The following is a 25,088-nucleotide window of genomic DNA, read 5'->3' as shown; positions in this document are numbered from 1 at the left end:
ATCGGATGCCATCATTTTTATTAAATCCTTGGTTCGTAATTCCTGCAGTGGCCGTCTGCATCGCGCTAATTGTTTATGCCTTCGCAGATAAAGCGATCAACTTCCTCTATAAACGCAGTCTCGGTCAGCGTGAAGAGGTGATGAAGATCCTCAAACTCATGTCAGTTGAGGTCGACGAGCGCCAAGTAACTTGGGCGATTTTGCTCATTAGTTTTGGTATGGGTTCTTTGTTCTTCATTCTGTTCTGGCCAAGCGTATTCTTGGGCGCACTCTTTGGTGCGACAGTCACCATCGCTGGCTGGTCTATTCCATTGCTTGTTGTGAGATACTTGTACGAGCGACGTTGCACCGTGTTCGTGGATCAAATGGTTGATGGTCTTACAATCATGGCCAATGGTATTAAGAGCGGATCGAATGCAATGCAAAGTATGGAACGCGTGATTGAAATCATGGGAAATCCCATCAGCCAAGAATTCCGCCAAGTGATCACTCAACATCAATTCGGTCAAAGTTTCGAAGAAGCTCTCCTAGACTTAGGTGAGAGAATTCCTCGACCTGACGTGCAGATGTTTGTAACCGCGATCAATATTTTGAAAGAAACCGGCGGTAATCTCGCGGAAACTTTTGAAACAATCGTGACCACAGTGCGCGAGAGACAAAAAGTAGAGAAAAAAATTCAAGCACTCACCGCCCAAGGTCTTATGCAAGGGATTATCGTCACATCCATTCCATTCATATTGGCAGCGGTTTTCCTGGTGATTGATCCGAATTACATCAAACCGATGTTCAGCACGACCCTTGGTCTAGTCCTTATCTTTGCCATGCTAGGCCTGCAAATTATCGGTGGCATCATGATCAAAAAGATTGTTACAATTAAAGTGTAAGTTTCTATTTGTTCTTCAAGGATGAGGTACAACGATGAAAAGAGCACTTTCAGTGTTGCTGCTATTTGCAGCCGTTCAAGCGCATGCTCTCGTAGACATGAAAAATGCCAACTACTCTAATACTTGGATCGATATGGATGTTCCTGGTAGCGGTTATGATCTTAAGATCTCGCGCACCTACAACAGCCGATCGCTCTTTAATGGTATCTTTGGTTTCGGTTGGTGTTCTGACTTCGAGACTTCCATGGATATTACTGCCGAAGGAAATCTCAAAATCAAAGAGTGCGGAGGCGGTCTTGAAGTGACGTTCTCTCCTCGTGAAGTCACCAAAAAAGACGTTGAGAACACGATCTCTAATATTATCGCAAAGATGAAAGCTGATAAAAAGGTCGGCCAAACTGAGTCCTTCTATAAGAATTTACAAGCTCAGTTAATGGAAGACGACAACGCGCGCTCTGAATACGCTCATCAGTACGGTATTAATATCGCCATCAAAGAGGGTACGAAGTTCTTCGCCAACGGCCGAGAAGTCGAAAACATCGTTTTCAACAAGACTTTTTACACTCGTACGTTAGTGGATGGCAGCTCTCAGCGCTTTAGCCCGCAAGGTAAGCTAACTCATATGTACGACAAGAACGGTAATTTCTTGAAGTTCGAGTACGAGAAAGATCTCATTCAAAACATCACAGATAACAATAGCCGCCGTTTGACGTTCAAATATTTCCCGAATAAGAAGGTCAAATCAATCTCTGGTCCGAACGGTTTGATGTCAGAGTATCGTTTTGCGAATCTTGATGACTTGGCACTCGTAAAGAATGCTTGGTTAAAGACATATACTTACGAATACGATGACCTTCATAACTTAACCAAAGCGAACTATCCAGATAAGACGTCGATCGTATTGAAATACGATAGAAAGAATGACTGGGTTACAAGCTTCACAGACCGTGAAAAGTGCGTTGAGTCTTATACTTACGATGTAGACAACAAAGACCCTAAGAATCACTACTGGTCGATCGTTAAAAAAGTCTGTGGCAAAGAAACAGTTGCAGATAATAAGTACGAATTCTGGCACAAGCAGCGCGCTGATGGTCAGTACTACTTACAGCGCGTTCTCTCGACAACGAACGGTAACACGACAGATATCAGCTACCATGAAGTCTTCGGTAAGCCGCTTTCAATCCGCCGCAATGCTGAGAAAGTTTCTTACGAGTACTATCCAGATGGCCAAGTGAAAGTAAAAGCGAGCCCGAATGTTCGTATGAGCTTCGAGTACGATGCAACCATCAAGAAGGTCAGCCAAGTCACAAGCACTTTCTATAATGATAAAGGTGTAAAAACCACATCCAAGAGCTCCCAGTTCAAATACGACAACAAGGGGAACTTGGTTTACGCTCAGAACAGCGACGGTCAAAAGATCAATATGACCTACGACAACAAAGGCCGTATCGCAACAATCACGGACCAAGCAAAGAAAGTTGTTAAAATTGAATACGAAGACCGCTTTGGTAAGCCGTCTGTCGTTACTCGCCCGGGCCTTGGCACTATTAAAGTGACATACAAACCAAGTGGTGAGATCAACAAGGTCGAAAGCAAAGAAGGCCCTAGCGTTGCCATGCAGGTTGCTAGCACCTTTAACAATCTCTTAGACGTCGTTGCACCGGCAACTTCAGAAGTATTCTAAGGAAGGATCGAATAATATGAGAAACCTCATTCTTGCAATTACGAGCTTTTTCGCAACTGTTCTGATCTTTTCTGGCGTTGCAATGGCAGATATCAATGTCCCTTTGGATCCCGCTCACACAACAAGCGCAACAAGCCCCGATCCTGCTAAATCGGCCTCTGAAGAGGGGGGCGCAAACCATAGTGAGAACGGTGTTGGAAATGCCGGGAATAAATGCCCAGATGGCACCTGCTTTAAAAACACGGTTGGCGGCCAAAACACAGCAGCTAACGGCCGCATGGTCCCAGCTACGAAGTGTGTAGAAGGCAATAAAGGCTCTTGCGGTGGCTCTAGTTCCGCGGGCTCTGCTTCACCTGGTTCTGGCAGCAAATCTAACGGCGGTTCTCAATAGTACGCTTGTCTCATAGTGAGACACCAAGCCCTTTTTCGTTTCTCGCATGTCTAATATAAGTACACCTTAGGAGAGGGCCCCCTCTCCTAAGTCATTTAAACCCTTAGGTTTTTCCCTTTCCAAAATCAACCCGACTCTGGCACGTCCTTCGCTATAGATAGTCTTTGTAATGGTCTACGAATTGACTCTCTTACTGAGGAGGAGAACATGCGTATCTCTAAATTGATGATGTCTTTTGTTATGTTGGCTTCTATTGCCACAGCGGCGGCGACTGCGTCTGCTTCAAGTGCTTGCAACTCTAGATCTGGAGTTCCGCGCACTGGCAATACAAATCCAGAAAGAGCAACAGTGAGCAAGAGTTCCGCTTCTGCAAAGAGCGAGACGACTTCTAAAGTTAAGTCTCATAAAGCTCGTAAGTAATTTCTTAGCTTAAGATCAGATACAAGCACTGGTTCTTTCCCCCGAGGGCCAGTGCTTTTATTTTTGATGAATTAGCGACCGGCTTGTTGAGCCTTCGATCCTTGGCGATAACTATCGATCGTTCCCGTCACGCTGCCTTTAACCCCTGTCACGAGATTCTTGAGCGCCAAAGCCCCGCCCGCGGCGACACTTTGAATATAGATTGAAACCGAAGATTTCTGCAGCCACCACTGCGAATACGATTCCAGTGAAGAATTTCCCACCTTCACTTGCATGGCCACAATTAATACCACCGTAATAATGAAGCTCTTTAGAACAAACATCAATTCACTCATTTTGTTTTCTCCGGCGTATTCTTAAAATATTTTCCGACAACTTGAAGAAGACCTTCTTTGCTAAAAGGCTTCACAACATATTCATTGCAGCCTACATCCATCGCGTTGTCGATAATGTTGCGATCATCGAGTGTAGAGCAGGCGATCAAAATCGTTTCGCGCGAGACCTCGCGAATTTTACGAGCAAGCTCAATGCCGTTTTCTTTCGGCATCACCATATCTAGAATAACTAAATCAGGCAGTGTCTTTTCAAAAAGGCGAAAGCCTTCTTCACCATTCAACGCTTGCCCGACACAAATAGCACCTGCGCCTTTAAGAATATTCTTAACAAGCTCACCAACGAACGCGGCATCATCAATCACGATATAGCGAAAGGACATAGTTCATTATCGAAATTTCTAGGGGAATTGTCTAAGCGCTTTCGACTGGACTCGACTTAGCGAGGGGATTGTTAGTTCCCCCAGCGATAACCTAAAGAGAACATGTAGAACGTATTTGTGACACTCACGTTCTTTGGAGTCAGACTCGTAGCAGGGTCGACCGACTTGGCAGCTCCATCAAACAAGTTCTTCTCAGAAGTCGCTGACGCCTCATAAAAAATCTGAGAATCGCGTGAAAGCTTGATTTCAGAACCCAATTGCACGCCCATGCGGACGTTTTCTTTATTATTGCCAGAACCAATATCAGCACCCGCTTTTTGCTCGGTATGCTGAAGGCGCGGATAGAAGCTGCCGCCGATCAACCAAGCAACGTCATTGCTTGAAGGAAGTCTCAGAGTCATTTTCAAACCTAGACCCGTCGTCTTCAATTTCGTACGGTAAGTATCATCAGAGTCCACGTTGAACTTATAATCACTATACAACACATCAAATTCCAAAGACTTCGATGTCTGTGAAAACCCAAAGAACTGACGGAACTTCAAACCCGCATCCAAGAACTCATAACGAGCTGGCGAGCGCGTGTCAGAAACTGCATCCCCGCTAGTATCTGCACCGAGCGAAAACATAAAGTTTCCACCGATACCCACTGCCGGAGTTAACCAAACATTTGCACCCAAGTTCATGCCGGTAAACACCGAGCGATAATCACGGTATGAATAGTTCGAAGAAGAATCGTTAGTGACGTAACTAGGAGCAAAGCTGATTTCAATTTTATTGCGACGAGGATCTGATTCATCAAATTGAGATTGATAGAAATCCAATACGCGCTCTGGATCGGCGGAAAAAATACTCTGAGCCTGCTGAGTGATTGTCGGTTCTTCCTCGGTAGGTTGCATTTTCACTGGCATCGGACGGCCTTGCGGAACTTCGCTCTTCTCAGCCACAGTCGGAGTGACTTTATCCAACGCCGCTGGCTGGACATTGGTCTGATCGTCATTCGACGGCCTACGCTTTTTAGGGGCTACCTTCTGAGCAACTGGAGCCTGCTTCTTCGGCGCTAGCAATGGCGACGGAGAGTTTCCGAGCAATAGCTCATAGGAAGAATCCAACTGAGCATAAGAAAGTACCGGAAGTATAAAAGCAGCAGTAAAAATAAACGCGCGAGATACGAACTTCATACCAGATTTTTCGGATTCAAAGGCCATTTACTTGATGTGAAATTGACGAGTTTTTCGACTCCAGGCAGAATTAAAATATGAAAAAATATCTTGGCGTCCTGCTTCCATTCGTCGTTCTCTTTTCACTACAGACTAGAGCCCAGTCGAACTCTGCTTTCGTAAGTGCAGCCGACCAAGACTTAACGATTAAGACCGTCACCGCAGTTCCGTTTACTGACAACATCAAAGGCATCTACGCAAATCCACTTTATAAGAAATTCCAAGAGCTTCTTACCAACGACAAATCTTGGTCTTACGAAGCTCTTCCCGACAAAACCGTCACTCCGCTGGATCTTGATGAAAATCCAAACGCTGTAAAAGGCTTTCTTAATTCCGCAAAAGCTCAAGGCTTGTTCTCATTCCGTATAACAAAAGGTCCCAAGGGACTTAACGGAAAAATGTATTTCTTCGTAGGCTCTTCGGGCATGCCCCTTTTGCAAGAAGAGCTCTCTGACTATCAGGGTTTTGAAATCGCAGATCTTGAAAAGCAAGTTCAGCGCATGTACGAAAAAATCAAATCCCGCCTACCATACCGCGGGATGATCCTGAGCCGTCGGGGCCAAGAGGTCACTATCAACCTCGGTTTTAAAAATGGTCTAAAAAACAACGATGAGATTTCGGTGATCCAAATCCTCAAAGTGAATCGTCACCCGAAATTAAAATTCATGATTAGCACCGAAAAAGAAATTCTCGGCAAAATTAAAGTTTACAAAACAGATGAGTACTTAAGCTTCGCCTATGTGACTTACGAAAAAGAGCCTGGCACAGTTCAGCCAACGGCGAAACTCCTGCCACAGGAATTCATTCAATATGCGGAGCCCGTTGTTCAGAACGGCCAAGTCATACCAGGTTTAGAAAACCGCAAAGACCGTGACCTCAGTTATGGCGACAACCCTCGTGAGTGGCTGCCACAGCAAGCCCCACAGTATGGCCGCATCGCGATTTTAGCCGGCCTTGGCAATTACAGCATTTCAACAAATCTCTCGTCAGGTTCAATTGATGCCTCGACACCCATGGCTCCTGAAATCGCCGTCAAGGGCGAGCTCTGGATCAGCAGCGAATGGAACATCTTGTACAACATTCGTCAGTCGGTCTTTAGTGTTTCAAATCCACTCGCTGGTTCAACGCCTGGAAAACTGAACATGTCCTTGTCATCTTACGGCGTGATGGGCGCTTACAACTTCTTGATGAGCGAAGACTTTTTCGGCCCTAAGATTCAGCTCAGCGCCGGCTATGCAACTTACAACTCGCACTCAGATCAAAGCACACCGCTGGCATTTACAAATATGAACTACGGCGGTCTGGTCTTTGGCTTGCTTGGCCAATTCCCGCTGACGACAGAAGTACCAATGGACCTGGGAGCTCAGTTCAATATGTTCATGAGCCCGAGCATGAGTGAATCCACAGCCTCAGGTGACTCTTCAAAAAGTTCGATCAACCAATTTGGCTTCTTCGGTGTCTACCATTTGAAAAGCCGCTTTAAAATTCGCGGCGAGATCAATTTCGAGTATTATTCTTCTGACTTCTCGGGCGCGGGGTCCGGTACGCACACCTCCACCAATACGACTCAGAAAATGACCAGCATTATGGGTGGTATTGAATATCTTTTCTAAAGAAACGTAACCCAAGCGGCTATAAGTATGATCCAATGCAACTTATGAAGTTGCTTCTTGGTTGCTTTTTCCTACTTTCGTTCTCTATGAGCCAAGCGAAGGCACTACGAATCTCAGGCCTTGAGGGCGCACCTCATATTATCTATGATTCAAACAGCCCACGGCCAGGTGGACTGGTCCCGAAGTTTGTTGATCTCTACTTACAAAAAAGCCTTAAAGAAAAATTTGGCCTGGATATTGAGTGGCACCAAGCTCCTGCTTCAAGACTCTTGCACGAGCTTGAGACCGACGATCTCGACGTCCTTTGCTTCCTCAGCAAAAATCCAGAACGCGAAAAAATCTATGACTACTCTAAGGAACCCTTTTTGATCGGAAGAAACTCCCTGATTGTCCGGAAAGATTTTATACCGGGCCATGAGGTTCAAAATTTACAAGCTTTGAAAAATAAAACCATCGGAGTGATGTTAGGTGTTGCTCAGCCAGCATCATTTTCCGCGAATAAGATTCAGATATTTCCGCTAACGGGTGCCAATATCACAAGCCGCACTCTTTCTTTGATCGACAAGAAAAGGATCGATGGAGTTTTTGTTCATCAGAATCAAGTGGCCGAATTCATCGTCAAGAATAGCAAGTACCGAGACTCACTCAAAGTCGTACAACTGCCCGAAGAACCTTTTAAGGTTTATCTTGCTTTCAGAAAACGACTCTCTCCAGAAATCAAAAACTTTGTCGAGCAAACTTTCTTCAAACATCACGGCGATTACATGGCCATGATGTCCGGAAAATAAAAAACCCCCGGTTCATCACCGAGGGTTTTTGTGAATGTGCTTAGTTGTAAGTCTAAACTTACATCATGTCGCCCATGCCACCCATGCCGCCCATACCAGGAGCGCCAGGCATTGCTGCAGACTCTTTCTTAGGAGCTTCAGCAATCATAGTTTCAGTAGTGAGCATCAAAGATGCTACAGAAGCAGCGTTTACAAGAGCGCAACGAACTACTTTAACTGGATCGATAACACCGTCTTTGATCAAGTCAGTGTATTCGTCAGAGTATGCATTGTAACCCCAAGCTGCAGATTTGTTTTGAAGGATACGATCCAAAACGATCGCGCCATCAAGACCCGCATTTGCAGAGATTTGACGGATAGGCTCTTCGCAAGCGCGTTTGATAATCATCGCACCAAATTGCTCTTCTTCAGAGAATTTAGATTTATCGATTTTAGTAGACGCTCTCAAAAGGGCAGTACCACCACCAGCAACGATACCTTCTTCAACCGCAGCGCGAGTTGCGTTCAAAGCATCTTCTACGCGGTGTTTTTTCTCTTTCATTTCAACTTCAGAAGGAGCACCAACGTGGATAACAGCTACGCCGCCAGCCAATTTAGCCAAACGCTCTTTCAATTTTTCTTTATCGTAATCAGAAGTTGTTTCTTCGATCTGAGATTTCACTTGGTTTACACGAGCAGTGATGTCGTTTTTCTTGCCAGCGCCATCGATGATTGTTGTGTTGTCTTTATCAACCACGATGCGTTTTGCAGAACCCAAGTCAGCAGCAGTTGCTTGCTCAAGTTTAGCGCCCATCTCTTCAGAGATAAGGTTTGCGCCAGTCAAGATCGCGATGTCTTCAAGCATAGCTTTACGGCGGTCACCGAAGCCAGGAGCTTTTACAGCGCAAACTTGAAGAGTGCCACGCAATTTATTAACAACCAAAGTTGCCAATGCTTCGCCTTCAACGTCTTCAGCAATGATCAACAATTGACGGCCTTGCTTAGCAACGCCTTCCAAAATACCGATCATATCTTTCATAGAAGTGATTTTTTTATCGTATACAAGAACCAAAGCGTTCTCGAGAACTGCTTCCATTCTTTCTGCGTTAGTTACGAAGTACGGAGAAAGGTAACCGCGGTCGAACTGCATACCTTCTACAACTGTTACTTCAGTTTTAGCAGTTTTAGATTCTTCGATAGTGATAACGCCTTCTTTGCCGACTTTATCCATCGCATCTGCCAACATTGTACCGATTTCTTTATCGTTGTTTGCAGAGATTGAACCAACTTGAGCTACTTCGTTAGAGCCCTTTACTGGTTTCGCCATAGACTTCAATTCGTCTACGATCAAGTTTACAGCTTTATCAATGCCGCGTTTTACTGACATTGGGTTGTGGCCAGCTGTCACGATTTTAGCGCCTTCGCGATAGATCGCTTGAGCCAAAACAGTTGCAGTTGTTGTACCGTCACCGGCTTCGTCATTGGTTTTAGAAGCAACTTCTTTAACCATTTGCGCGCCCATGTTTTCGAATTTGTTTTCCAATTCGATTTCTTTAGCAACAGTCACACCGTCTTTAGTGATAAGCGGGGAGCCGAAAGACTTTTCGATAACAACGTTACGACCTTTAGGCCCAAGTGTAACTTTCACTGCGTTCGCGAGAGTGTTCACACCTTTCAAGATGTGCGCGCGAGCGTCTTCAGAAAAACGTAATTCTTTACTCATTTGAAATTCTCCTTAAATAAAACTTTTAGAAATAAGCTAGATAGTGTGGACGATTAGTGGAAGATACCGAGGATATCTTCTTCTTTCATCATCAAGTACTCTTGGCCATCGAGTTTCAACTCTGTGCCTGCGTACTTGCTGAAAAGAACCTTGTCGCCAGCTTTCACTTCAAGCGGAAGAATTTTTCCGTCTTCAGTGACACGGCCTTTGCCGGTAGCAACGATTTCACCTTTTTGAGGTTTTTCTTTAGCAGTGTCTGGAATGAAAAGACCGCCAGCGGTTTTTTCTTCTTCAGCCATGCGACGAACCAAAATACGATCATGAAGAGGGCGAACGCCAATCTCTTTAGCCATGTAAAATACCTCCGAAATGATTATGCATCTATAACGGAGCTAATATGAATTGCCTCGTAATTATGTCAAGGCATATGGGGTAAATTTCTTGATATCGGGGCGCGTAAATTTAATGTTTTTAAGAACTTACTTCGACACTTATTTTACGCGATCGGCAGACAGGACACTGGCACTGGGAGCCAGATCCGAGGAGTGTGTTCCGAAAACACTGTTCGCATAAGCAGCCATGAGTTCGGCCACTTCTTCGGCGGTCAATTTGCCTGCAACTTCATTGAAAGCGGCCTTCTTATCCTGCACCTTTGTCAGATAACCGACAAAGTAATCCGTCACGGAAAGATCCTTGGCCATTTCAAGGGTTGCTTGGTCTTGTTCTAATTGCTCTTCGAGAGTTTCACTATTGGCACCGGAGGTGGCCTCTAGAGCACCCTTGCGACGATTTAAATTAGGGTCTTTGGTTTTTGCGATCTGAATTTTGGTTTTAGTAGCGGTCACTTTGCCGAGGGCATCTTGGACTTTTTCACTCTTCCATTCACGGAAGCTCTTAGTTTTAGCAGTTTCAACGGCCGGCGCACCCATCGGGGCCGCCGTTCTAATGGACTCGTGGGCGGCGGCGCTCGCGTCCAAAGACACAGCGATGCACATCAAAAATGGCAAACATAGAAGTGAACTCTTAAGCATGAAAGGCCTCCGCAAACACGTACAGTATCCAGGGGGCTACCTTTCAAGGACTGTGCCTCAGCTTGAGACGCGTCAGGTCAAATATAAAGGCTTTAAGCTGAAATATGGAACAATAATGGGCCTTTAAGCCCCCAAAATTGTCCGCGCTAAGCTTTTAGATTATGGGCAAAAAGGGACGGCAAAGTCGCCTGTTACGCGGGTGCCTCCCACCCTTGGATTTTGAAACGAGCCGATCACAACCCCGCTGACTTGGTCTTTATCGATAGAAAGGAAGGTGATCTCGCCATGATCCGCACGCATATTATCGCGCGGCTGAAGCTCGAAATCGAGGTCGGCGAAAAAGATCGAAAGGTTGGCGTTGAACGGATCTTCAGGAGTGATCGTCCAAGTGCCCACTTCATTAGGCGCTGTCAGACGCATTTGCAGAATGGAGCCAGTCTTCTCTTGGCAGGGCTTAGAGATCGGATCATTCCAGAGCTGAACGATCATGAAATTCGGCTGTGATTTTTTAAGGTACGCTCGCCCGCTACGGAAATTCCAAAGCTGACCGTTAATCACTCCGTGAGCAGATTCGCCAGTCCCAGTTTTTCTTTGATCATCATTGGGGGTTGGCGACGAAGAGTTCGACGAGCTCCCCGGGGAGCATGCAGCAATAAGAGTTAAACTAAGAAGTAGAAAGTGGCGTCTAATACCCATCTAACTTAAAAGTTATAGGGTTTCGAGTTTTAACTCAAGTTAGCGAGTAAAAATACAGACATTTAGCTTAGTTAGGAACTTTCAAGGAACAGGCCCATAGTAAGAGCGCCCACCGGAAAAGTGGGCGCACTGTCCGCAAAATGATTAGTGACGACCGCCACCACCACCGTGACCTGGATTCCCTGGGTAGCCACCGCCGCCGCCGTGACCTGGGTTACCTGGGCCCCGACCGTGCCTACGACGGCAAGTCCAACCAGAGAACTCCCAACGATGGCTGCGATGGTTCCAGCGATACTGAGGAACGCGATCCCAGCCGCGAGGACAACTACGGCGAGCATACATTTCATCTTCTGGGGTGTTGATAGGTCCAAAACCTGGATCGATTTCAGGCATAACATATTCTTCGTTGCCAACCATTGATACGCCCTCGAAGGCAAATACCGGAGCTGCAGCTAGGAATGATGAGGCCAAAAGCAATGACATGAACTTATTCATAAAGTCTCCTTCGGTGTTTTCATTGTTGAAGAGAGAATTATGCAAAAGTTTCGGATGCTTCGTAGTGACGATCTACCTAAATTTTTAGAAGCTTTGATTGCGGAGTTTTGACGAAATAGAAAAATGCCGGGTTTGAACACCCGGCATGGATTTAAATTACAATGTGGTTTCAGCTTCCTTTAGCCTGGGCAGCTCCTCGCTGAGAAGATACTCGATCACTTCCGTCGCACTGTAAGACATGCGACCGCGTTTCATCATACGAGAAACGTTGTTCAAGTCATCACCCGCTGTTAGCAAGTGAACCTCTTTTGCGCCACCGGCTTGGATTTGCGCCATGCCGACGTCAGCCATCAGAGCATTGCACAAGCACTTACGGCCAACAGTGTCCTCAACGAGGCCACCTTTTTTCACGTAGTCCGCGACTGGTTCCGCAGGACAACGTTGGCCTACGGTTCCATCTTCTTTTTTATAAAGATGTCTTAAGTAACCGAGATCGCAAATGCGTTTACGAGCTTCGTAAATCGCCGGCTCAGAAATACTTCCAGGAATGCGCGCCGCTTTGAACGGGAAGCCCGTCGGAGAGGAACGTGGATCTGTAAAGATCCAACCTCCCGGAGGTGGGGTTTCACTCATCACAGTGTGAATGGCTTCCAAACGCAATTTCGTATCAACGCCGGATTCGTCTGAGAACGCAAACAGAGTTCCCACCTGAATGCCATGCGCGCCTTGATCACGAACGGCTTTCATCTTCGCAGGTGTTGCGTAGTCGCCAGCCATCCAGAACGGAAGCTCCAAGGCTGCCATATCCTGAAGAGAAACCACATCACGCTCACCGTAAATAGGCTCGCCACGATCGTTGAGTTTCATTGGTCCACGCGGAGGAGCATTGTGTCCGCCCGCGAGAGGTCCTTCGACGATGAAACCGTCTACACGACCCGTAGATTTCTTTTTCAAGCTTGCTGCCAATACAGCAGAAGAAACAATCGGGAAGAAGAACGGGCGCTTCAGAGCTTTGAACTCCATGCCTTCCATCACTTCTTTTGGATCAAACCAAGAAACAACGTCATCGCCGCCCTCAACAGGGATTTTCAAACCGGCTTTTTCATTGTTTGCAAAGGCATCGAGAGCCCCTGGAATTTCACGCGGAATCCCCGCGCCCATGATGACATAATCCACGTCCGCAAGCATGGCACCATAAAGGCAAGCCAAGTTCGGCAAGTGAATTTTCTCAAGCAAGTTAATGCCGACCACTCCGCTGTGGCCTTCTTTTGCAAGCCATACCTCAACGAAACTGGATGCAACCGTCAGTTGCAAAAGTGCTTTTGGGGACTCCACAGAGAACATCGGAGCACGCTTGTAAGCTTTATCTGGAGCACGACCACCCTCGATGAAATAAGTCTCGAGGATTTTTTGAGTGACACTTTGTAAAGGAAATGCGGCAAGCGCACGTCTGACGGTTCCGTCAACATCACCGTCTTGAAGACGACGAACGATCACGGAGTTAATTGCAGTTCCTGAGACAACACCGAGCTGACCAGTTTTAGATACAGTTCTCGCCAATTTCCAATTCGAAACCGCGATCCCCATACCACCTTGAATAATAATTGGGTGCTTAAAAGCCATCGATCCTCTTGCGCTAATTGCTTTAATCAAACGCTTAATTGCAGGCTCAAGTAGAGCAAGAATTAAGCAATTTAGCATCAGGATATCCACCCCGACGCTAAAGCAAAAAAACACAAATATGTGGAATTAGTAAAGAAAATAGTAAAAATTCTTTAACTAAATGTTCGCGGGACGGTTTTAAAATGACTGTGGAAAAATAGGTATGAAAAAATGGCTCAGAAGGAGGGACTCGAACCCCCGACCCAGCGGTTAACAGCCGCTTGCTCTACCGACTGAGCTACTTCTGAACGCGTCGGAAGGGCCAAATTAGGGCCCGTGGCCTATAAAGTCAAATTTTTTCTATTTGTTGCTAGCGCCGAAAAGTAAAAAAATCGGGTTGTTGCTGTTTGCCCGCATCATCCCGGACGGCTGGCGCAACTCGCGCATCGCATAAAGGACCATGTAGAGAGCCATGACCATCACCAAGATTTTTAGAAGTACTAACTTGTTCATGACCTAAAGCTAGCTTACTCGCCGGATGAAGTCCAGTTCGGGGGCAAAACCTCCTGGCCAATTTCGAGCGCTTTCCTAGTCTCCGATAGGCCCCCCTTTTTGCCGACACGTAAGCCATGAAAACAGAACGAATTAGCTTACTTATCGGCTTTACCATCACCATCTGTGTGTTTGCCTTTTCCCTTCAATATTACAAATACAAAGAAACGCCGACCGTTCGCCGCACCGACAGTCCATTTATGGAAACCGTTGAGGTCCTTGATCTACGCTTTAACGACTTGAAATATAAACTCCGTAAGCCCGTGAAATCCGAAGCCCCCGTGGCTTTGATCGCCATCGACGATGCTTCCGTTCGTGAAATCGGTCGCTGGCCTTGGAGCCGCGAACTCGTATCTGAAATGACCAGCAAACTCATCGACAGTGGCGTGAGCTCTGTCGGATTCGACGTGATCTTTTCTGAGCCTGAAAAAGGATTTCTTGAAGCCGACGCAAAATTTGGCGACCTCATTAAAAAAAATCCAGATAAAATCATCTTAGGAACCTTCAGTGAAAATCAGCATGACTATAAACCTTATCAAGATCTTTGTGTTGCTGAAGCGTTTTTGAAAAATGGCGGAGATCAGGTTGCAAAACTCAATCCGAAGTTTGCCATTGATGAGCCGGGGAATGCGATTGATGAATTAAACTGGGCTCCGCTTTTTAATCTGTTTTTTGAAAACGTTCAGCAACAAACACAAGAGGAAGCGCTCGCTTCTCTCGGGAAAAAAAGCGTCGATGATCTTTCTGCGTTTCAGAAAAATAATCTCAGCGCCAGAAAGTCGCAGGCGTTGTTTGACTACTGCAAAACTTGGCTGACGAAGTCGGATGTTTTTATGGAGCCCGGAGTGGTCGAACGGGTTGAGCCGCTTTATCTGAAACTCACTGCGGAAAATAAAGAACTCTCGGGACTTTCTTTTAGGGATTTCGCTGAGAAAGTAAAAAGCTCTTACAAGAACCACCCGATTCCTCAATATGGGGAGTGGACGCCGAATGTTCCTATCATGCAAAACCCCGCCGCGTTTACGGCAAGCTTCATTGCGATGCTCGATGCCGATGGATATGTTCGTCGTTACCCGCTTTACTATCGCTCGGGCAACAAACTCGGCTCGAGCTTCATTCCGTCCCTCGCGCTTGAAAGCTATTTACTGTCAGGTCCCTATCGTGCTGAAGTAAAAATGGGGTTGCGCTCGAATGGCGAAAAGAAGCTTGAAGAATTTAATATCTACAACATGGATGCAAATCCTGAGACGAAAGTGATGAGCATCCCTGTGGATAAGTCTGGGGAAGTCCTCGTGAACTTCTACGGCCGCCAAATGTCTTTACCCTATGTTTCGGCTCGGGAGCTTTTCAATGACAAACCGACAGTTCACGTTCAGCGAGGAATCAAAACTGCTGAAGGTAAGCAACTGCAGATCCTAGAAACTGAAGTCGATAAGAAAGAATTCTTTAAGGGCCGCAGTGTCCTCGTGGGCGCGACGGCCGTGGGACTCTACGATTTGCGTAATACACCGGTTGAAGCCAACTACCCTGGGCCAGAGCTGCATTTAACGATGCTCGCGAACTTACTCGAGCAAAACTTCCTCACGGCGTGGAGTAAGGAAAATGCGGTGATGCCGTGGTTCTTCCTGATCTTAGGTATCACACTCACGGTAATTTGGGCTTATGTCGATTCTGTGGTCTCATTCTCGGTCTTGTTGGTGGCTCTTATCATCGGACTTGGAGTTGATCTGTTCTTCTTCTTACAAAAGAAGATGATGATCCACACGTTCCTGCCATATGTGCTAGTGATATTCTGTTTCTTTAGTATTCAACTATACCGTTACTTCACTGAAGAAAAGAAAAAGCGAGAACTCAAATCGACGTTCTCAAAATACGTTTCGCCTGCAGTTGTTGATGAACTTCTAAAGGATGCTGAGAACCTGAAACTCGGTGGCCGTAAAGAGCATATGAGTGTGTTCTTCTCGGACGTGCGCGGCTTTACAACGATTTCCGAGAAATTGCCGCCGGAAGAACTCTCGCGTGTGTTGAATTTATATCTCACTCCGATGACCGAGATCGTATTTAAAAATAACGGAACCCTCGATAAATATATCGGTGATGCGATTATGGCGTTCTTTGGTGCGCCAATCAAACATCCTCAGCATGCGAAAGAGGCTTGTCGATGTGCCTTGCAGAACCTTGAAAAGCTCAAAGAGCTGCAAAAAGAATTCGAAGCCCAAGGACTTCCGCATATTGATATCGGGATTGGTATCAATACCGGTGCGATGAGCGTAGGAAACATGGGATCCAACATCGTACAGAACTATACGGTGATGGGTGACTCTGTAAATCTTGCGGCCCGCCTTGAGGGTATTAATAAAGAGTACGGCACAAGAATCATCATCAGCCAATTCACTTACGAAGAAGCAAAAGACGCTTTCACCGCACGCGAGATTGATCGAGTCCGTGTGAAAGGAAAGTATGAGCCTGTGCGTATTTTTGAACTCGTCTGCGAAGGTGAGCCCTTAGATAAAACTGCAGAGACATTAAAGCTCTTCGGGCAAGGCTATGAGCTTTACCATCAGAAAAAGTTTAGTGAGGCTCAGGATCTATTCAAGAAAGCATTTGCTGTGTCTCAGAACGATCCTGTTTCAGAACTTTATATCGAACGCTGCCAAGACTATCTCGATTCAGCTCCACCTGAAGATTGGGACGGAGTCTTTGTGATGAAAACGAAGTAAATGAACACAGATTGTTTTAGTCGAATTAGCGCAAATCCGAAGAGATTACGTAGGATTGCAAGGGAGAAGATTACAATGCGGACGAACATCTTCATGCTAGTAGTAAGTGTGCTGGCCTTGGGTTTTATGGGCTGTACACGCGCTGCCAAGGACGCGGCCAAACTAAATCTAACCATCGCTTCAAGCGTTGATGGACAAGGCACACTTGCCGCCACACAAGTTCTCTCCCACGTTTCAATCAACGTCACTGGTACTGGAATATCGGTTCCTCAGATCCTTACCTGGGATAACTGCCAAGACTGTTCTGCGCCAACAATCATTCCTGCAAGTTTCGACATGGCAGTGCCTATGGGCGCGGGCCGTCTGATCCAAATCCTTGCTGTGTATAAAGATTCAAGCACGAATCAAATGAGTTTCTATTATGGTGACGTTACCAAAGACCTCACCTCTTCTGAGGCGACAACGGTTGCAATCGATGTCGCCAAAGTGGGTTCAGGTAATATCACGGGCGGCCGAGTTGCCGGCCGTTATTTCAATACCGCAACTGGTGGTCCGACTGGGTTGATTGATATCAAGTACAATCCAGGTAGCGGCAAACAACCCTTGATTGTTGATAAGGCGTCTATCGTCAACGGTTGGTTCTCGATGTTCATGCTCTCGGGAGCTAGTCTGCAATACTCTATTCGTCAAACGGGCGAAGTACTTTGGGGTCAAGAGCTAAGCTTAGAATCTCCGATGTTTGATCCTGCCCAAAACTCTGGGGCTTATTTTGATCAACGCGTGCGTGCCTTACTGCCTGTGCATATTGAGCAAAGAAACGATAACGGCGCGACCACTTACTCAATTCAAGATGCTGAAACTTATGTCTGGGGATACTGGGGTCCAGGGGCCGCCGGCAAAAAAGTTTGTACTTCAGGTTTGGATTCTTCACCAGTACCACAAAGATTGAGACAATATAAAACTGGTGATCCTTCTGGCTCAAATCCATTAAGCGTTAGCCACTATATTAACTGGAATCTTTCAGTTCCAACGAAAACACAACTTACCGATACGGCGAACCCATACAGCTATGTTGTGTTCCAAGGTGGCGTAAGCATGTCCTCCGGCTGTGATAGTTTCGCAGATACTTTTGCAAACCAATTCACGAACTTCCAAAAAATTACTTTGAATATGATTGATGGCAACGGCGGCGACAGCGTCGCAGGCTTCAATGGCGTCTTCAGACTTAACAGCAATAACAATGCGGTCACCGTTTCTAGTGCTGATCCAAAAGTAATTTCTGGCGATCTTCTTCCGGGCGTAGAGCAAGTTTTCAACGGCTTGCGCGTTTTCAAACGCTTGGGTAACGATGACTTCCGCCTCGAAAATCCTGATTGTAATGACCTAGCAAGACAAGATTTTGGCCCGGCTGGTGCGGATACTCCGATACCCACTGCGGGCGGCAATGTCTCTGTAACTACAAATATCACAGCCGCTCAAGGTACTAGTGGTGTTTCAGCAGTCTTGTGCCCTGTAAAGGACGGCATCGTTGGTCCATCCGGCGTCTTCTTAAGCAAGTGGAATTTCAATATTGGCTCTAATGGCGTGGGAGCCAGCAGTCCGGCCACTAAGTTAGCTTTCGTAGCCCCGCAAAAGAATCCTGGCACGGGCGCCCTCGTAAACAACGTTTGTACTCCAATGACCATCGAAGCCCGCACAGCAAGCGATGCAGTCGGTTACTTGCCTGGTCCGACAACTATTACACTTTCTTCGGGCGATGGAAATACACAGTTCTCTAACTCCCCAAGTTGCACTGGCTCTATTACCTCGCTTCAAACTGGTTCTTCTTATACTACTATTTATGTTAAAAGATCTACGACTGGCGCCATGGCTGGTAAAAGTATAATGGCGAGTGCAAATGGTCTTACCTCTGCTACATCCATAATCGATTTTTATGATGTTCCTGGAACGCTTATTCCTAAGGTGAATATCAACATGCCGTCAACGATCTCGGCATATGAATGCTATCCCGTCTCTTTCGAAAGCTGGCATAGCAATCTCTATATGGTGAACTTTTATGACAGCTATGCCACAAGCTTCACCCTCACGCTTCCGACTACTCCCGGAGTTGGTTTCTATTACAGCGGAGATTGCGGCACTGGAGGATATACGACTGTTACATTAGGAAGTAGTCCTCAGACTTCTCTGTATGTTAAATATACGGGGAGTGCGACCACTTTGAACTTACAGCCCACAGCAATCACTCCATCGCAAGTCACAACAGCTGACATCGTCGGTGGAAATAACATTACAGTTATTCAACCGGGTGCTGCTTCAACATTGGATTTCAATATGCCTTCCTCTTTATCAGAAGGACAGTGCACGCCTGTCATGATTCGCTCAACTGATTCGAGCGGCCGCACCGCTCCTTTGGCATCTTCTGTACTCGTCGACCTTGCAACAACACTTTCTGGCGCCTTTTATACGATGGCTGACTGTTCAACGCAGCTGACTCAAATAAGTATGTCTAGCGGAAGTATCAATTCAACAGTCTATTTTAAAGCCGTCGCTGCGGGCACAGGCACCTTCACTGCAAGTTCAACTTCACCGGTAATGTCAGTCACTCGAAATACAACAGTAGCTCCTGCAACATTTAATCAGATCGCCATTATCATGCCAGGACAAACATTCGTGAATGGCGCCGCTTATGGCATGAGTGTACAAGGGACTCCGAATAAAGTTCCGCAAGGTACACCAAGCTATTTTGACATCTATCTCGTAAAATATAATGGCATGATAGATACGACTGCAAACGGCTATTACTTAACTTCAGGCAACATCAACAATGCTTCGATGCCAACACCAGGCGGAATACTCTTCACTAATGGCGTGGCAACAGGAATCAGCTTTCTTCCGGATAATTCATATACGGATATTTATGTGAGCTTAAACGCCGGCTCTTATTACGGCAATACTCTTCCTGTAAAAACATTTGCACCCGCAACAATGCTTAACGTTTACATGACAGCTCAAAGCAGCCTCCCACCGAATGGTTGCCAAATCTTTGCAGTTATTCCTGAAACGACGGATGGTGCAACATCCGTCGTATCACCAACCAGCTATACTCTGACTACAGATAACGGTGCGACGATTTATACGGATGCAAATTGTACTATTGCAGCTTCAACAAGTCAGATGATGAATACCAATAATCGAATTTCCGCATTCTATTTCAAACAACCTAATTCTAACACAAGCAGTGCGATTACAGTTATTCCATCAAATGGGCTGGTTTCGACCTCATTAAATGTTGCAACAAACACATCTGCAACTGGAAGTGCTTATAGCTATATGTTCACAGGCCGCATGTCCTCCATGAAAGCGGTTGTTTGTCAGCCCTACTTAGTATCCGTTGTAGATAATGCCGATCATTCTGTTGTTATTGGAGCTGATCAAAGCGTCAGCTTGACGGTAAGCTCTGGTGGCGGAACTGTAGGTACCTTTGACAACCAATCTTGTGACTATCCATACGATGGCGCGCCGACAAGCATCCCATCTGCTACAAATTACGTAAGTGTATTCTTAACGGCAATGATTCAGGGATCGACAAATTTACTGAATGCTTCAGGTAGCCCACTCCAGCCAAGAACATCAACAGGAATCGTGCCTAGCCCGTAAGGGTTAGGCAGCTGCCTTACTTTTTATCCAAAATGCTCGTTGTATAGGTGAAAAGACTCGTAACGAGGAACTTATTATATTTATAAGTATCCACGTCGGAGTTGGCCGTTGTCGCTTGAATACTTAAAAGCATGTTCCACTGCTTATTCAAATCTTTGGTATAACTTGCTGTCAGTGCAATATTGGTATCTTTGCGCGGAGTCGCTGCATCACTATAGTCTTGGATCGCATAGTCTGCACGTAATGAACTGGTGCCTTTAAAATAAGTCGGATACGAAACCGTCGCCGCAAGGCTTAGCTTTTTATAGCGATTATTTTTTCCAGTTGCATTGTTGTACAAATAACCAAGCTCTCCAATGAGAGTTTTTTCACCTTTAAGGTCTAACATCTGAGTTGGAATCAAAGTAAATCCATAACGAGTTGCCGAAAGATCGTCATCTCCAGTGGCTGTTTCTAAGAAGTTTTGATCAGAACCCAAGTCTAATCGACCTGAAAGATACAAATCCTGTTTCATTGGCGTCGAAAGCGTTGTAGACATCTCCGTCGTTTTCAACGCCACCTCGCGAACGCCACTGGTGTTTGGTATATACGTGTTTTTGTATCCAGGAATGACTTCCAGATTGAAGTCTCTTTTGCCACTCTTAAAATCAAGGTGATAGGGCAGTGTAATACCCACTTCCATCGTATCAGCAGCTTGAATATCTGCATTCTTTTGGAAGCTTGAATCCATGCTATAGTAATCCGAGTAAGAAAGCTTAGCCCCAAAGTCTGAAGTCATAGTCCGAGTTAAGATAGCCAATGCGCTCGCACCATAGTTTAGACGCCAAGCCTTGGTATCTGTAGCGGCATTATTCTCCGCCGTATTTAGAACATTCGTATCATATAAGAGCCCGGCGAATGCAGAAAGACGATATTTTTCTTTCTTACTCTCGTAGTAACTTTCCATCTTATCGATCTGCTCAAGCATCGCTTCTGCAGATTTATCAAGTTTAGGATCTTTGGAGTTGTCGAGCACATACTCCATACTTCTGCGTGCTTCGATAAACTTCTGCTGCTGAACTTCGATATTACCAGCAAAAAACGAGGCAATCGGACTTAACTCTGGCGAGTTTTCCTCACGGATTTCCACCAGCTGCCTCAAAGCTTTGTCATAGTTTTTCAGTTTTAAATTATTGAGTGCAACATAGTAGTCTTTTTCTACAGTTTGTTCTTGGTCGACATCTGCAAGTGACAGGGTCGCCAAAGATTTATTGTAGTTGCCAATTTTATAGAGGCTCACCCCGTAACGATAAAGGTAAGACTCCTCTGCTGGATCTAAATCCGTGGCTTGAGAATAGAGCTTTTCCGCGCCAGCGTAGTCTTTGCTGGCGTAAAGAGAATCTGCTTTCTTCACGATTTCTGCAGCTTCTGCTTTCTTTTTCTTCTTAGCTTCTTCAGACATTTTTTGCTGCTGCTCAATTAAAGCCATTCGCTTTTTAGCCTGAGCTTCTTCTAACGAAAGCTGCGCAGCCTCTTGCAATTTACCTTGCTGCCGAACTAACTGCTCTACTTTTTCTTTATTAATCGGTATCGCGGGATTTTTCGGTTTTGCTACTTGAATTTGCTTAGCAATTTGTTTCTCGGCGATCTTCTGTTTCTCTTCTACCTGCGTAGCCTCATAAAGAGCGAGTTCCTCAGGAGTTTTAAACAAGGTGACTTTCTGAACCGCTTTGCCTTGAGAAATAGCCGCGTTAAAAGATTCTCCCGATTGAGTTTGGAAATCCAAAGTTTTCGTCGAGGTATCACCTTTAAAAAACTGGATCACGAAGTATCCACTCCAAACCTGCGGAGTTGATGGATCTTTACTCAGTGTCAGTTGAGTAATTTTACCCGATTCTACTTCTTTCACGCGAATGGTCTGCTCTTCGGCTTCTCCGGTAGCGTCACGCAATTCAACCATAATCGCTTGGGACTGCGATATTTTATTTTCTTTAGCAAAAGTAACCGGTGCAAATACAAAGGCCAGCAGAAACAGCGTGATTCTTTTCATGGTGGTGTCGGCTTTCTAATTCGATGGTGGTAACTTCGGTACGACTTTCAAAAGAGTATTCCCACTACGCACTTGAATCGGTGTCGCCGTTGGAGCTGTCTTTGGAGGCGTCGGAGCTGTTGGTGGAGGTGTGCCGACAACGCTCGTTTGCACTTTGATGTCTTTACTGATTGCGCCCGCATCCATGTCTTTTGCATCAACCATCGGAGCCGGAGCTGGCGGCAATCCAGCGGGAACACCCTCTTTAGCGGTTTCCTTTGATGATGAAGAGCTCTCCGAAGCTACTTCACGTTTTTGATCGCCATCTTTTTTTGATTCTTTATTACTAGCTGTGGATTCGCCATCCATCTTTTTCATGTCTTCTTTAGGTACGGCCTTTGGCGCTTCTGGAGTTTTATCCGGAGCCGATTGAGTCATTTCACCTTTTTTAATAACCACAGGAGTTCCGATCATGGCACCGTTCGCGCCGATCGAAGCAAGCGTCACCGCCCCCTTGAAAGTCACGATCGAAGTCATTTTCGTTTTTGGGTCAAAGCCCGCCAAGAACTGCGTTCCACGCACACCTGCAACCGCGGTGGGCGTTTTGATCAAGAACTTGTTCTTCTCACCGTCATAAGTTTGCTCGACGTTATTACGAACTTTACCTTGCAGCAGGTTCATCTCGACGTTCTTCTTTCCAGAAGCGGCATCGTTTTCGTATTTTGCGATTTGTACTTGCGTATCAGGATTCACGTTGATGACGTTACGATCTGACATCACGATCTTTGCGCGGGAGTCCGCCGCTGTAATGACCGTGTCGCCCTCGGCAACTTTACTGCCGACTTTGGCGTCGGTTGTTTGCTTGCTCGCGTTTTGAACTTTGACGGAGCCCTTAACCACCATCAATACGCCGTACATCGGCTCGGCCCACGCGGCCACAGAAACCAAAGACAATACCGTCGAAATCCCCAAAAGCATCTTCATAGCAAATTCCCTCTCGCTCTCTTCAGGATATGCGAAAGGGTTCGGGGATTGAATGTAAGGCTCTGCAGGCTCGTATTTTTGGACTCTAGTCAGACCGTCTAGCTAGGACTCAATAAGTTTTCAAAGATAACGTAAAAGTGCCTGTTTTCAGTTATTTACACGTTAAATGGGAAAAGTGATCGAATAAGGCTTGGAAGAAAAGTTGGTGCAGACGGGAGGATTCGAACCTCCGACCACCTGATTCGTAGTCAGGTACTCTATCCAGCTGAGCTACGACTGCACGTAGGATAAAAATCCGAAAGAGACGGTATTAATAGGACTCTGCGACCAAAAAATCAAGGCCCTTTACGCACTTTTGCAAAAAGAATTGGGGTCTAAGCTTGATTATAAGGGGTCCATATGGCAGTTTCTCTTGGTCTGCCCTAAAAAGCTGACCCAAAGCTCGCGCGGAGAGGTGGGTGAGTGGCTGAAACCAAGCGTTTGCTAAATGCTCGTACACCAAAAGTGTACCGAGGGTTCGAATCCCTCCTTCTCCGCCATTTCTCACCTTCTCGTTAATTCCTCTATATATTGAGCAATCTCAAATTGAGACATCGCTTGTTCGATCGCGCGGTCTCCACACTAAAATGCTAAACTGATAGGAGCCTCATTGTTCATGTAAGGGGGACCTATGAGACTGTCTGGCATTTTCAGCCTTGTCATCACGGCCTTGCTTTTCACCGCCTGCGGAAAAAGTGGCGGCACCCTGAACCTTACTTTAGATCCCCCGGCCTCCACTTCAAGCACCAGTGACCCTAATTCATCAAAAGCACTCTTCAGTGTGTGGACTGAAGCCAATAACTATTACCAAATGGATTTGCGCTCAGTGCAGTTTGGGGTTTCCTCCAACGTCACGATCACGACGGCTCTCGGTGGCCAGTCTTGTAGCTGCAAGGTTCTAGCTCAAGGAGCAGAGACCACCGGCACCATGGCCTTCTCAAGTTGCGCAGGAACTTACTCAGATTGTGGTTCATTTAACCTGACCGGTAATTACACCAAATCAAGTGCTTCTCTTTTGCAGATCTGCCTGAACGCCAGCAACTGCACCAATCTGAAATAGGTTTTACCCGATGCTCAAACTTCTTCTTGTCACGGCATTCTTGGTTTCCGGTTTGAGCGCAGAAACTTTTGCTCAAAGCAAATCTACGAGCAAAACCCGCCCACGCAAAACTCAGCCTTCGACACATCCGTCTTATAACTATTCACCAGCACCAACGCCGGAGCCCCTGGCGGTCCCTGAACTTCCACCTGCGAAGTATTTCTATATTACAGGTCTTTATAGCTCCGCCAACGCAATCAAATACAAAGGCAGCGCTGATTTGCTAGGAACGCCGACAGCATTCACAGCAACTGAAAGCACCACAGGAGCTTTCGGGTTCGCCGGAGGCTATATGGTTCGCGAGGCCGGTAAGCTTGGTTACAGCGGAGAACTGACATACGAACTGCCACGAACATCGAGTGGCGTTGAAGGCATGATCGGCAATCAGGGGGTCCACGGAACTTACGAGGGGGCTCCCAGTAACAGCGTTTTAACTCTGGCCGCAAATGGCAACTACTCACTGAACTCCCATATATACTTGTATGTGGGTCTTAACTATCCGTTCGCAAGTGGCAACGGCGACTCGATGAAGGGACTTCCGGGCTATCAATTCGGTGGCGGCTATGTTTTTTCACGCCATATCTCGAGTGAGCTGAGCTACCGTGTTTTGCGACTGCAAGGAACAATCGACAGCCCTGGATTAAACCTCAAAGTCGATGAGGCGACTTTCTCAGGTCTATTGTTGGCAATCCAGTATATATTCTAAAACAAGCTCCAGGCTTGGAACTTCGCTCGTCAACATTCTCGCCGCAGAGTAAAATAAATTCCAGTTTGTTTAAATTTTCTTGCGC

The 25,088-nt window shown here is 46.1% G+C and carries 22 protein-coding genes and 3 tRNA genes; 11 read left to right on the top strand and 14 right to left on the bottom strand.

Annotated elements, in window-relative coordinates; genetic code table 11:
• Nucleotides 1-5: 5 nt before the first annotated feature.
• The 4 genes from JSU04_02695 (at nucleotide 6) to JSU04_02680 (ending at nucleotide 3,379) form a co-directional block, all read left to right on the top strand.
• Nucleotides 6-884: a type II secretion system F family protein gene (locus JSU04_02695; GenBank protein ID MBS1969182.1), complete on the top strand. Its 879-nt coding sequence runs from the start codon at nucleotides 6-8 to the stop codon at nucleotides 882-884.
• 34 nt (nucleotides 885-918) lie between these two features.
• On the top strand, nucleotides 919-2,568 hold the full coding sequence (locus tag JSU04_02690; protein ID MBS1969181.1) for a cell wall-associated protein wapA: 1,650 nt from the start codon (nucleotides 919-921) through the stop codon (nucleotides 2,566-2,568).
• A gap of 16 nt (nucleotides 2,569-2,584) precedes the next feature.
• A complete protein-coding gene (locus JSU04_02685; protein ID MBS1969180.1) occupies nucleotides 2,585-2,959 on the top strand; it encodes a hypothetical protein in 375 nt (124 codons plus the stop codon).
• A 207-nt stretch (nucleotides 2,960-3,166) separates the two neighbouring features.
• A complete protein-coding gene (locus tag JSU04_02680) occupies nucleotides 3,167-3,379 on the top strand; it encodes a hypothetical protein (protein ID MBS1969179.1) in 213 nt (70 codons plus the stop codon).
• A 71-nt stretch (nucleotides 3,380-3,450) separates the two neighbouring features.
• On the opposite strand, the gene JSU04_02675 is transcribed toward JSU04_02680, so the two are convergent.
• From JSU04_02675 to JSU04_02665, 3 genes are all read right to left on the bottom strand, one after another.
• Entirely contained in the window at nucleotides 3,451-3,714 is a 264-nt protein-coding gene (locus JSU04_02675) for a hypothetical protein (GenBank protein ID MBS1969178.1), read from the bottom strand.
• Complete coding sequence (locus JSU04_02670; protein MBS1969177.1) at nucleotides 3,711-4,094, bottom strand: response regulator; 384 nt, start codon at nucleotides 4,092-4,094, stop codon at nucleotides 3,711-3,713. The genes JSU04_02675 and JSU04_02670 overlap by 4 nt, the downstream gene beginning before the upstream one ends.
• Nucleotides 4,095-4,165: 71 nt before the next feature.
• The gene (locus JSU04_02665) at nucleotides 4,166-5,272 is read right to left on the bottom strand and encodes an autotransporter outer membrane beta-barrel domain-containing protein (protein ID MBS1969176.1); all 1,107 of its coding nucleotides are present in this window, start codon (nucleotides 5,270-5,272) and stop codon (nucleotides 4,166-4,168) included.
• 77 nt (nucleotides 5,273-5,349) lie between these two features.
• On the opposite strand from JSU04_02665, the gene JSU04_02660 reads away from it, so the two are divergent.
• The gene (locus tag JSU04_02660) at nucleotides 5,350-6,924 is read left to right on the top strand and encodes a hypothetical protein (protein MBS1969175.1); all 1,575 of its coding nucleotides are present in this window, start codon (nucleotides 5,350-5,352) and stop codon (nucleotides 6,922-6,924) included.
• Nucleotides 6,925-6,959: 35 nt separating this feature from the next.
• Nucleotides 6,960-7,712: a transporter substrate-binding domain-containing protein gene (locus tag JSU04_02655; protein MBS1969174.1), complete on the top strand. Its 753-nt coding sequence runs from the start codon at nucleotides 6,960-6,962 to the stop codon at nucleotides 7,710-7,712.
• A 58-nt stretch (nucleotides 7,713-7,770) separates the two neighbouring features.
• Here the strand turns inward: JSU04_02655 and groL are convergent, their stop codons facing one another.
• The 8 genes from groL to JSU04_02615 form a co-directional block, all read right to left on the bottom strand.
• Nucleotides 7,771-9,414, bottom strand: a complete 1,644-nt coding sequence (gene groL / locus JSU04_02650) for a chaperonin GroEL (GenBank protein MBS1969173.1) — start codon at nucleotides 9,412-9,414, stop codon at nucleotides 7,771-7,773.
• A gap of 53 nt (nucleotides 9,415-9,467) precedes the next feature.
• Nucleotides 9,468-9,755 carry a co-chaperone GroES gene (groES, locus tag JSU04_02645; GenBank protein MBS1969172.1) on the bottom strand — a complete coding sequence of 96 codons (288 nt, stop codon included), beginning with the start codon at nucleotides 9,753-9,755 and terminating at the stop codon, nucleotides 9,468-9,470.
• A gap of 150 nt (nucleotides 9,756-9,905) precedes the next feature.
• A complete protein-coding gene (locus JSU04_02640) occupies nucleotides 9,906-10,445 on the bottom strand; it encodes a hypothetical protein (GenBank protein ID MBS1969171.1) in 540 nt (179 codons plus the stop codon).
• A 159-nt stretch (nucleotides 10,446-10,604) separates the two neighbouring features.
• On the bottom strand, nucleotides 10,605-11,141 hold the full coding sequence (locus tag JSU04_02635) for a hypothetical protein (GenBank protein MBS1969170.1): 537 nt from the start codon (nucleotides 11,139-11,141) through the stop codon (nucleotides 10,605-10,607).
• 144 nt (nucleotides 11,142-11,285) lie between these two features.
• Nucleotides 11,286-11,636 (bottom strand): hypothetical protein, encoded by a 351-nt coding sequence (locus JSU04_02630; GenBank protein ID MBS1969169.1) that lies wholly within the window; start codon nucleotides 11,634-11,636, stop codon nucleotides 11,286-11,288.
• A 156-nt stretch (nucleotides 11,637-11,792) separates the two neighbouring features.
• Nucleotides 11,793-13,259 (bottom strand): nitronate monooxygenase, encoded by a 1,467-nt coding sequence (locus JSU04_02625; GenBank protein MBS1969168.1) that lies wholly within the window; start codon nucleotides 13,257-13,259, stop codon nucleotides 11,793-11,795.
• A 211-nt stretch (nucleotides 13,260-13,470) separates the two neighbouring features.
• A tRNA-Asn gene (locus tag JSU04_02620) sits at nucleotides 13,471-13,546 on the bottom strand.
• 52 nt (nucleotides 13,547-13,598) lie between these two features.
• Nucleotides 13,599-13,751, bottom strand: coding sequence for a hypothetical protein (locus tag JSU04_02615; protein ID MBS1969167.1), 153 nt, complete (start codon nucleotides 13,749-13,751; stop codon nucleotides 13,599-13,601).
• A 116-nt stretch (nucleotides 13,752-13,867) separates the two neighbouring features.
• Between JSU04_02615 and JSU04_02610 the strand changes: the two genes are divergently transcribed.
• On the top strand, nucleotides 13,868-16,510 hold the full coding sequence (locus JSU04_02610; GenBank protein ID MBS1969166.1) for an adenylate/guanylate cyclase domain-containing protein: 2,643 nt from the start codon (nucleotides 13,868-13,870) through the stop codon (nucleotides 16,508-16,510).
• Between the two features lie 75 nt (nucleotides 16,511-16,585).
• Nucleotides 16,586-20,167, top strand: a complete 3,582-nt coding sequence (locus tag JSU04_02605; GenBank protein ID MBS1969165.1) for a hypothetical protein — start codon at nucleotides 16,586-16,588, stop codon at nucleotides 20,165-20,167.
• Nucleotides 20,168-20,183: 16 nt separating this feature from the next.
• On the opposite strand, the gene JSU04_02600 is transcribed toward JSU04_02605, so the two are convergent.
• From JSU04_02600 to JSU04_02590, 3 genes are all read right to left on the bottom strand, one after another.
• On the bottom strand, nucleotides 20,184-22,196 hold the full coding sequence (locus JSU04_02600; GenBank protein ID MBS1969164.1) for a tetratricopeptide repeat protein: 2,013 nt from the start codon (nucleotides 22,194-22,196) through the stop codon (nucleotides 20,184-20,186).
• Nucleotides 22,197-22,211: 15 nt separating this feature from the next.
• The gene (locus JSU04_02595; GenBank protein MBS1969163.1) at nucleotides 22,212-23,159 is read right to left on the bottom strand and encodes a FecR domain-containing protein; all 948 of its coding nucleotides are present in this window, start codon (nucleotides 23,157-23,159) and stop codon (nucleotides 22,212-22,214) included.
• Nucleotides 23,160-23,362: 203 nt separating this feature from the next.
• Nucleotides 23,363-23,439, bottom strand: a tRNA-Arg gene (locus JSU04_02590).
• Nucleotides 23,440-23,607: 168 nt separating this feature from the next.
• On the opposite strand from JSU04_02590, the gene JSU04_02585 reads away from it, so the two are divergent.
• The 3 genes from JSU04_02585 (at nucleotide 23,608) to JSU04_02575 (ending at nucleotide 25,003) form a co-directional block, all read left to right on the top strand.
• A tRNA-Ser gene (locus tag JSU04_02585) sits at nucleotides 23,608-23,698 on the top strand.
• 131 nt (nucleotides 23,699-23,829) lie between these two features.
• Nucleotides 23,830-24,258 (top strand): hypothetical protein, encoded by a 429-nt coding sequence (locus JSU04_02580; GenBank protein ID MBS1969162.1) that lies wholly within the window; start codon nucleotides 23,830-23,832, stop codon nucleotides 24,256-24,258.
• A gap of 10 nt (nucleotides 24,259-24,268) precedes the next feature.
• Nucleotides 24,269-25,003, top strand: a complete 735-nt coding sequence (locus JSU04_02575; GenBank protein ID MBS1969161.1) for a hypothetical protein — start codon at nucleotides 24,269-24,271, stop codon at nucleotides 25,001-25,003.
• The last annotated feature ends 85 nt before the right edge of the window (nucleotides 25,004-25,088 follow it).

Source organism: Bdellovibrionales bacterium (assembly GCA_018266295.1).
Lineage (GTDB): Bacteria > Bdellovibrionota > Bdellovibrionia > Bdellovibrionales > Bdellovibrionaceae > JACMRP01.
Note: the sequence above shows the minus strand (reverse complement) of the source record. Positions and strands in the feature narration are given on the sequence as shown.